Origin of the sequence: Leucobacter sp. 7(1) (assembly GCF_900163635.1) — a bacterium.
Lineage (GTDB): Bacteria > Actinomycetota > Actinomycetes > Actinomycetales > Microbacteriaceae > Leucobacter.
This window is the reverse complement of record NZ_FUID01000103.1, coordinates 1-8,922: the sequence shown is the minus strand read 5'-3', so window position 1 is coordinate 8,922 and position 8,922 is coordinate 1. Positions and strand designations below refer to the sequence as shown.

7 protein-coding genes are annotated in these 8,922 nt (G+C 67.4%); all 7 read left to right on the top strand.

Going from position 1 to position 8,922, the window contains the following annotated elements; all coding sequences use genetic code 11:
- Nucleotides 1-354: 354 nt before the first annotated feature.
- Nucleotides 355-624 (top strand): DUF6112 family protein, encoded by a 270-nt coding sequence (locus FM113_RS17470; protein ID WP_036278399.1) that lies wholly within the window; start codon nucleotides 355-357, stop codon nucleotides 622-624.
- Nucleotides 625-654: 30 nt separating this feature from the next.
- Nucleotides 655-2,046: a conjugal transfer protein TrbL gene (locus FM113_RS17465; RefSeq protein WP_087016214.1), complete on the top strand. Its 1,392-nt coding sequence runs from the start codon at nucleotides 655-657 to the stop codon at nucleotides 2,044-2,046.
- A 3-nt stretch (nucleotides 2,047-2,049) separates the two neighbouring features.
- Nucleotides 2,050-3,519, top strand: coding sequence for an SCO6880 family protein (locus FM113_RS17460; RefSeq protein ID WP_087016212.1), 1,470 nt, complete (start codon nucleotides 2,050-2,052; stop codon nucleotides 3,517-3,519).
- 19 nt (nucleotides 3,520-3,538) lie between these two features.
- Nucleotides 3,539-4,318: a hypothetical protein gene (locus tag FM113_RS17455; RefSeq protein ID WP_087016210.1), complete on the top strand. Its 780-nt coding sequence runs from the start codon at nucleotides 3,539-3,541 to the stop codon at nucleotides 4,316-4,318.
- Nucleotides 4,315-5,793 (top strand): ATP-binding protein, encoded by a 1,479-nt coding sequence (locus FM113_RS17450; protein WP_087016208.1) that lies wholly within the window; start codon nucleotides 4,315-4,317, stop codon nucleotides 5,791-5,793. Before FM113_RS17455 ends, FM113_RS17450 begins: the two co-directional genes overlap by 4 nt.
- Before the next feature lie 159 nt (nucleotides 5,794-5,952).
- Nucleotides 5,953-6,987 (top strand): DNA-processing protein DprA, encoded by a 1,035-nt coding sequence (gene dprA / locus FM113_RS17445; RefSeq protein ID WP_087016206.1) that lies wholly within the window; start codon nucleotides 5,953-5,955, stop codon nucleotides 6,985-6,987.
- A 69-nt stretch (nucleotides 6,988-7,056) separates the two neighbouring features.
- On the top strand, nucleotides 7,057-8,922 hold a 1,866-nt coding region (locus tag FM113_RS17440), incomplete at its 3' end, for a hypothetical protein (protein WP_087016204.1).

The window sequence follows — 8,922 nt, the reverse complement described above, 5'->3', positions numbered from 1 at the left end:
CAATCATGGAATCAGAGTCACATCGGTCGTCCCCGGAGAAACGTGGATCAGCGACCCCGACCGACCACTGGTTGCCGTTTGCGTCCACGGTCCTCACGTCGGAAACCTGAGAGCATCCCGCTAGCAGCACGCCAGTGGCGACAGCACACATTGCCAGAAGGTACCGGCCCCTTCTCGTGACTCGAGTAGCGGCAATCACATCAATAAGACTCGCCCCTGGCCCCGTTCCTTCGTTTGCCGAAATCAGGGCAACGCGAATCCGCCTGTGACCAATCGAGCCTATCAAGGGGCTCGTGGTGCACCTGGCTGGCAAGTCCGCCATTCCCCGGCGCTTGTGAGCTGAAGGAGCATCCTGTGATTGATATTGACCCGAACGGTACCGGGCTTCCCGGTATCGAGCAGTTGCGCATCATCGTCGGCGCGGTCATGACCGTCGGCCTGATCCTGTCCGTCCTCGCCCTGATCATCTCCGCGATCGTGTGGGGTTTCGGCGCGAACAGCAGCAACCCGCACCTCGCGTCGCGCGGGAAGGTCGGCGTGCTCGTGTCCTGTGGGGCGGCGATCATCTGCGGGGCGGCGGTGACGCTCATCAACTTCTTCTGGGGCGTCGGCCAAGCTGTCTAGCCCCACCGCGTACGAGGGAAGGAGGATGCGGTGAGTGTGTGTGATGTGCCGGTGATCTCGGCCGTGTGTGACACCGTCGGGCAGGGCGCGGCGACGTTGATTGCGGCCCCGTTCGACTGGCTCGCTCAGGCGATGGGCGGGGCGGCGGCGTGGCTGTTCGAGGCGGTCTGGGCGGTGTTCGACACCACCACCCTCGTCGACGTCACCGACGAAGGCTACGTCGGGGTCTACAACATCCTGTTCGGGGTGGCGGTGTTCGTGGTGCTGATCTTCTTCTGCCTGCAACTGATCACCGGCCTTATCCACCGCGACCCCACCGCCCTCACCCGCGCCGCTCTCGGAGCGGCGAAGAGCATTCTCGGCTCGTTCGTCGCTATCGGACTCACCGGGCTGTTGTTGGAGATCACTGATCAGCTCGCGGTCGGGATCGTGCAGGCGACGGGGAACACGATGGAATCCATCGGCGACCGGATCACCCTGCTCGCGGCGGGGTTCGCGGGGATCAACATCGCCGCTCCCGGTGTCGGGGCGATCGTCACGATCTTCCTCGCCGGCCTTGCCATCAGCGCGGCTGCGATCGTGTGGTTCTCCCTCCTGATCCGCAAAGCCCTCCTGCTCGTCGCGATCGTGTTCGCACCCATCGCTCTCGCGGGGTTCTCGTGGGATGCGACCAAGGGCTGGTTCGGGAAGTGGGCGACGTTCGTGATCGCGCTGATCTTGTCGAAGCTCGTGCTCGTGGTGATCTTCCTCGTCGCGATCACCCAAGTGAGTGCTCCGATCGAGCTGGATCTCGCGTCGATCAGCGACCCCATCGCCGGTGTCGTGCTGATGTTCATCGCCGCGTTCGCCCCGTACATGACGTACAAGTTCGTCACGTTCATCGGCTTCGATATGTATCACTCGATGAGCGCGGAACAAGAAGCCAAGTCCGCCCTCAACCGCCCCGTCCCTGTGCCGTCAGCGCCGAAGACGGACGGGGCGAAGAAGGTGCTCGATGGCGCCGGCGACACACCCACCGGAGGCGGCGGCAGTGCGGGGCTTTCCGACGGTGGGGCTACACCAACTGCGTCCAGTGCGGCACCCGCCGCGACCGGCGGTGCGGCTGCTTCCGGGAGCGCCGGAGCCGGCGCGAGCGGCGCAGGAGCCGGAGCTGGTGCCGCGGGAGCCGGGGCGGGCGCTGCCGCAGCTGGGCCTGCGGCAGCTGTCGTCGTCGGGGCCCAGGTGGTGGGTGCGGCGGCGACCGCAGGGCCGAAGCTCGGCGGCAAGGTCGGCGGTGCCGCAGAGGGTCACGCGGCAGGGGCCGGTGAACCCGCGAAACCCGCACCGCCACCGCCCGCACCGAGCCACACCCCGACCGCACCACCGGCGCCCTCGACGCCTCCGCCTGCGCCCTCATCGAAGCCGACTGCCGGGAAGGAGTGACCGATGTCGACTCAGCAGAACACGAGCAGTGCAGGGTTTGGGTTGCGGGCGGTGCAGTTCTCCCGCCTCACCCGACGCGGCATCCTCCTCGGCCTCTCCCTCCCACAACTCATCGTCCTCGCCGTCGGCGTGCTCTCCATCGTCGGCGCCCTCTATGCCGGGGGCGGGATGCTGCTGGCGTGGACCGCACCCATCTGGCTCCTCTCCGCAGCCCTCGCCTGGACACCGGTCGGTGGCCGGAAACTGATCGAATGGGTGCCCGTCACCTTCCGGTGGGTGGCCCGCACGCAGGCACGGCAGACGGTGTTCCAGCGGCGGGTCGTGAAGCCCCGTCCTGCGGGCACGCTCGCTCTTCCTGGAGATGCGGCGTCGTTGCGGGAGTGGGAGGACCCGGAGACGGGGGCGGCGATGATCCACGACCCCCACAACCAGACCCTCACCGCGATCATCTCCGTCTCGCATCCTGCGTTCGTGCTCCTCGACCCCGGCGAGCAGGAACGCCGCGTCGCCACCTGGGGCCGCGTCCTCGCCACCACCTGCCGATCCGGCAGGATCGCCCGCCTCCAAGTCTGCGAACGCACCCTCCCCGACGGAGGCTCCGGCCTGGTCGAATGGTGGCACAGGCACGGGCGTGACGACGGGTCCTGGACGTCCACCGTGTACCGGGAACTCATCGACCGGGCAGGCCCCGCCGGGGAACGCCACGCCACCACGATCAGCCTCGCCCTCGACCTCAAAGCCGCGTCCCGGCAGGTCCGCACCAACGGCGGCGGTATCAAAGGCGCAGCGGCTGTCCTCCGCCAGGAGATGGCGACGCTCGTGACGGCGTTGCGGGCAGCGGAACTCACTGTCGGGAACTGGCTGACCCCAGCGGAGGTCGCGGTGATCCTCCGCTCCGCCTACGACCCCGCCACCGCCGCATCCCTCGAACGCCACCCCGAGATCGGCCGATCCCTTGCTACCGCCGGCTCTGTCGCGGTCACCGAGACCTGGGATCGACTGCGGTCGGATTCCGCGCATCATGCGGTGCTGTGGGTGTCGGAGTGGCCGAGGTCGCAGGTGTATCCAGGGTTCCTCGCCCCAGTCTTGCTGTCCTCCGGGATACAGCGCGCATTCTCCCTGGTGTGTACGCCGATCCGGTCGGATCAGGCGGCCAGGGATATCAGGAAGAAGAAGACCGAGCTGATCTCGGATGCCGCGCAGCGGCAGAAGATGGGGCAGATCGAAGACGCCTCCCAAACCGCCGAATACGGTGACGTACTCCAACAGGAAGCCGACCTCACCGCCGGCCACGGCGTCCTCCGCTACACCGGCCTCATCTCCATCTCCGCACCCACCTCGGAAGAACTCGACACCGCGGTCGCGGCGATCGAACAAGCCGCGATCCAAGCCTCCTGCGAGACCCGGCGCCTGGTCGGGCAGCAAGCGCAAGCCTTCACCGTCGCAGCGTTGCCGCTGTGCCGCACCGTCTGAGAAAGAGCAGGAGCCCGTCATGCCGACCTTCCAGAACCCGACCACGGACGCCGCGGAAACGTCCGAAGCGCTCCGTGGGCTCGCGCACGCCTCCCGCGTGTTCGAGGACCCTGCCGACACCTATGCGGTGCTCGGTGATCTCCTTGCCGGGGTGCGATCCCTCCGGCAAGTGCTCGACCAACTCGCCACCGCCCACGCGGGCAATCAGGTGCGCGCATACGACGACGCCGGGAACCAGGGCGCCGGCGCCAGTCACGCCCTCGCCGCGTCCGCCGAACTGCGCCAAGCCGCGGTACTGCTGGACGGGGTGCACGACCGGGTGGATGCCGCCATGGGTGCTTCTGGCCGTATCGCGTGGCGCCCCGCACCCTCAGACTCTGTCCCTGCCCGGTGGGTGGGGATCGTGTTCCTGCAAGGCCAGGACGCCGACGAGGTGCTGGCAATCATCGACCGCGACAGCACAGATGCCGCGATCGAGCACCTGGCCGGATTCGACATGGGCGAGGAGACCACGCAGGCCGCGCTCGTCAACGGATACGTCGACGACACCATCCCCACCGGCCCCCTCGAGCACACCACCACCACAGGCAGTTACGCGCTGACCTACAACCATGACCACGGGCACGTCTCCCTCCTCCGCGCCCACCCGGAGGCTCAGGAACCGACCGTTGAGGCTCCGACACCGAGGCGGGCACCAGCACAGTCGCGGGCGCGTCGGCAGGCCCCACGGGTTGAGGAGGATGATGACTGGTTCGCGCCATCACAGTCATCCTCCGCGCTACGGGGGCGGGCACTGTGAGCGATCAGCAGAAGCTCCATACTGCGGCGTTGGTCGAACCGGCCGGGGAACGCCGCAAGCAGCGAAAGGCACGTAAGCACGCCGCCGCGAAGATCGAGACCAGCGTCCGTCGCGCCGAGCAGTCGGCGGAGCGTGAACGGCTGGCGGCGGAGCGGGCCGAACGCCGCAACACCACCTATCTGCCCGCCGCCGGCGAACCGGGGGCGGCGGCGTTGCGGTCGCCGGGGCGGTTCCGGTTGCCGCGACATCAGGACACCTCGGCGACGCTCGCGGGCGCGTACCCGTTCCTCGCCGAAGGTGGCCTCGGCGCCGACGGCGTGTTTATCGGCCAAGACCTCTACTCCGGCGGCTCCTTCGTCTACGACCCCTGGACCCTCTACGCCCGCGGCCTCATCACTGCACCCAACATCGTCCTCGCCGGGATCGTCGGCTCCGGCAAATCCTCCCTCGCCAAATCTCTCTACACGAGGTCGATCCCGTTTGGTCGCCGCGTGTATGTGCCCGGCGATCCAAAGGGTGAGCATACGGCTGTTGCGGAGGCGGTAGGCGGGCGGGCGATTGTGCTCGGGCATGGGCTCCGTAACCGGCTCAACCCCCTTGATGAGGGCCACCGCCCTTCGGGGGTGAGCGATGCGGAATGGGCGGCGCAAGTTGCGTCCCGCCGCCGGGAACTCATCGGCGCGCTCGCAGAGACCGTGCTGGATCGGGTGCTGTCACCGTTGGAGCACACCGCGATCGACCTCGCCCTCCAAGACACCGTCCGCACCGCTGACGTGCCAATCCTGCCGATGGTCGTCGACCGTATCCTCGCACCTGACCCCGCGACCGACACCGATGGGCGGCTGGCAGAGGACGGCCGGCTCGTCGGCCACGCCCTCCGACGCCTCGTTGCCGGTGATCTTGCGGGGCTGTTCGATGGGCCATCGACGGTCAGGTTTGACCCGTCGCTGCCGATGGTCAGCCTGGACCTGTCGCGGGTGGCGGAGAACAGCACGTTGATCTCGGTGCTGATGACCTGCTCCAGCGCATGGATGGAGTCGGCGCTGATGGACCCCAACGGCGGGCACCGGTGGGTGATCTACGACGAAGCCTGGCGACTCATGGCCTACCCCGCCCTCCTACGCCGCATGGACGCGCAATGGCGACTCGCACGTCACTACGGGATCGCGAACATGCTGATCTTCCACAAACTCACCGACCTCGACAACGTCGGCGACCACGGTTCCGCGATGCGCGCCCTCGCGAACTCGCTGTTGGCGAATGCGGAGACGAGGATCATCTACCGACAAGAACCCGACCAACTCGGAGCCACCGCCGCAGCCCTCGGACTCACCGGCACCGAACAGAAACTCCTCCCAGGACTCGGCACCGGACAAGGACTCTGGCGCATCAAAGAACGCTCCTTCGTCGTCCAGCACCAGCTCCACCCGGCAGAGCTCGCCGCGTTCGACACCACAGCACGAATGAAGGGCTAAACGCTCACGTTTGGGATTTCTGAACCCTGATTCCGCGTCATTCCGCCAGTTTCAGCCGATTTGTGGCGCGTTGTGAGGGTGTAAGTTCCCCGCACGCTGGCCTGCTCTTGGTGACTGTTTCGGCGTGCTGGTTCGCACCTATCCCTCGATTGATTCGCCATGAACGAGGGAGCAGCACTGATGGACACGATCAACGAGCTGGCAGCAGAGGAGCGCACCGCGAGAATCATCCTCGGTATCGCGTCCGAACCAGGCGACGCGGTGACAGGGAGGATGATCCGCACCGTCGGCGCATCCGAAACCGTCTCCCGTCTCCTCGCCGATGAAGTCCCGCCCGGGCCGGATGGTGACACGTGGCAGCGACGCCTCGCACCACGCCTCGACGCCGCACAAATCCAGCGGGCGCTTGCTGAGACGGAGCGGCACGGAATGAGGGTGCTGATCCCCGGCGATGCGCAGTGGCCTGCCGGGGTCGACGCGCTTGGTGATGGTGCACCGGTGGCGCTGTGGACGAAAGGCAACGCAGGGCTGCTGACCGGCCCGCTGTGGGATCGCCTCACCATCACCGGCGCTCGGGCGTCCACCGGGTATGGGGAGCACGTCACCACGGAGCTGGTGCAGTCGGCGGTCGCCGACTCCCGGCTGGTGCTCTCCGGCGGCGCGTATGGGATCGATGGTGCCGCGCACCGTGCCGCACTCACCTCGGACGGTTCAACGGTCGCGGTGCTTGCAGGCGGCCTGGATCGGCCGTACCCGGCAGGGCACACTGATCTGCTGACTCGTGTCGGTAAGGAGGGCTTGTTGTTGTCGGAGTTGCCGCCGGGTGCGGCGCCGACGAGGTGGCGGTTCCTGCAACGAGGCAGGCTTCTCGCCTCGCTCTCCGGGACCGTCCTCATCGCCGAAGCCGGGTACCGTTCCGGCACCCTCCACACCGCCGCCCGCGCCGCAGAACTCGGCCGCCCGGTCGGCGCGGTCCCCGGGCCGATCACGAGCGCCACGTCCACGGGGTGTCATCGGTTGTTGCGTGATGGCCTCGCCGCGGTGGTGACTGGGTATGACGATGTGCGTGAGTTGCTGCATGGGGTTCGTGACCGGGCTCACCGTGCCGTGCGGGAGCGTGCAGGATTCGAGTCCGACCCGCTCGATGCTGGGCCGCCGGCGCAGGGTCGGGATTTGCGGGGGCCGGTGTTGTGAGGCGGGTGGTGCACCTGGTGTGAAGGCGGCCGGCTCGTGTCGCTGATGAACAACACCAGGAGGTATCTCGTGTCAGGATCACTCGCCCACATCACGCAGCCTGAGGCTGCGCCACCCAGAACGGGGGTGCGGCGCTGGCTGTCAGCGCTGCTCGCGCTCCTCGTCATCGCGGGTTCGTTCGCGCTCGGCCCCCAGGCAGCCCATGCTGGCAGTGAAGGGGTCGGGTACTGGTCAGATGGTGCGTTCCTCGGCGCGTACAACACGGATGTGGACGGCCGGCAAGCGTACTGCGCGGACCTGGACGCGGACCCGCCCTACGGCAACACATCAGGGCCGGAGCGGATCACCGCGTTGGATTCGCTGTCGCGGCAGCAGCTTGCCGAGTTGAACTATGTGATGGACCGGTGGGGGCAGTCGGGCGACCCGAACGTCACCGCCGGGGTCGCGCTGCATGTGTGGTCGGTGGCAAGCCCTGGCCGGTATAACTCGCACGGCATGTCCGGTGACGACTACTATGTTGCCCGCGCCCCCGCGTCGGAGCGGGGAACGATCCTCGCGAACCTCGCCGCGATGCGGCAGGAGGCCGCAGCAAACGCGGTCACCGACCCGTCACTGTCGCTATCGCTTGAGATGGCAGATCAGTACGCGGGCACCCTCACCGTCGCCACCCACCCCGCAGCGCTCACCGGGGCTGCGACCTTGTCGGATGCGGTCTTCGCTGACGGTTCCTCCTCACGCACGATCGGCGCCGGGGTGCACCCGATCACCGGCACCCCCGCAGATGGTGTGCCGTCGTACCGGGTCGGCGCGTCGATGAGCATTGATGCGGCCGGGTATGGTGCGGCGCTTGATCTCTACACGACCCCTGGGAAGCAGCGTCTGATCGCCGCCGTCGCCGGGTCATCGACCGGGTTGTCGGCGTCGGCGGAGTCGCCGGTGATCGAGTTGGATTTCCAGCCGGAGATCACCACCCAGGTCGCCTCCCGCTACGTCGCGGAGGGTGATGCGTTCGTGGACGAGCTCACCGTGTCGGTGTCGAAAGGCACCTGGATTCACCTCAATGGTTCACCGATTGAGGTGACCGCAACCGGCACCCTATATGGACCGTTCGATGAGCAGCCCACCGAAGCAGACACTCCACCTGCCGGAGCGCCGGTCGCGGGCGTCGAGACGGTGACGTTGACGGGTGCGGGGTCGTATACGTCGCCGGGCACGATCGTTGCTTCCGAGTCGGGGTTCTACACGTGGGTGTGGAGCATCGACAAGGCCGCGCACGGTGAGCACGCGAAGTACCTCACCGACTCGTTCACCGACCGCTTCGGCCAGGTCACTGAGACGTCGGTGGTGCCGTTCCAGCCCGAAGCTGTTTCGGAAGCAGATCAGCGTCTCGCTGTCCCCGGTGACGCACTCACGGACACGATCACCGTCAGTAGCAGCAATGGTGCGTGGTTGAAGAAGGACGGCGCGCACATTCCGGTGGTGTTCGAGGGCACCGCCTACCAGGTGCCAGGCACACTGCCCCCGACGCAGAACACCGACATCGACCCGAACGCAGTGCCACTCGGCACCGTCACGGTCACCGCCGACGGCCCCGGTGTCTACTCGTCCCCGCAGGTGGTCGCCCCGACCGGCGGATTCGTCACTTGGGTGTGGGAGGTTCGGAAGACTACGCAGCCGGAGTGGGTGCGCGACTACCTCGCCGCCGACTGGGCCGACGAGTACGGGATCAGTGTGGAGACGACGTCGGTGCGGTGGCCGGTCACGGTGACGTCGCTGATGCGGGAGTACAACGTGCACCCCGGCGGACGCGCCTTCGACGTGATCACCGTCACAGGGTTCCCGGCGAACCACGGCGACTTCACCGGCGACGGCTACTGGAACGCCGACGTCGATGAACTGCACCACACCGTCTACGGCCCGTTCGCGTCGGATGCG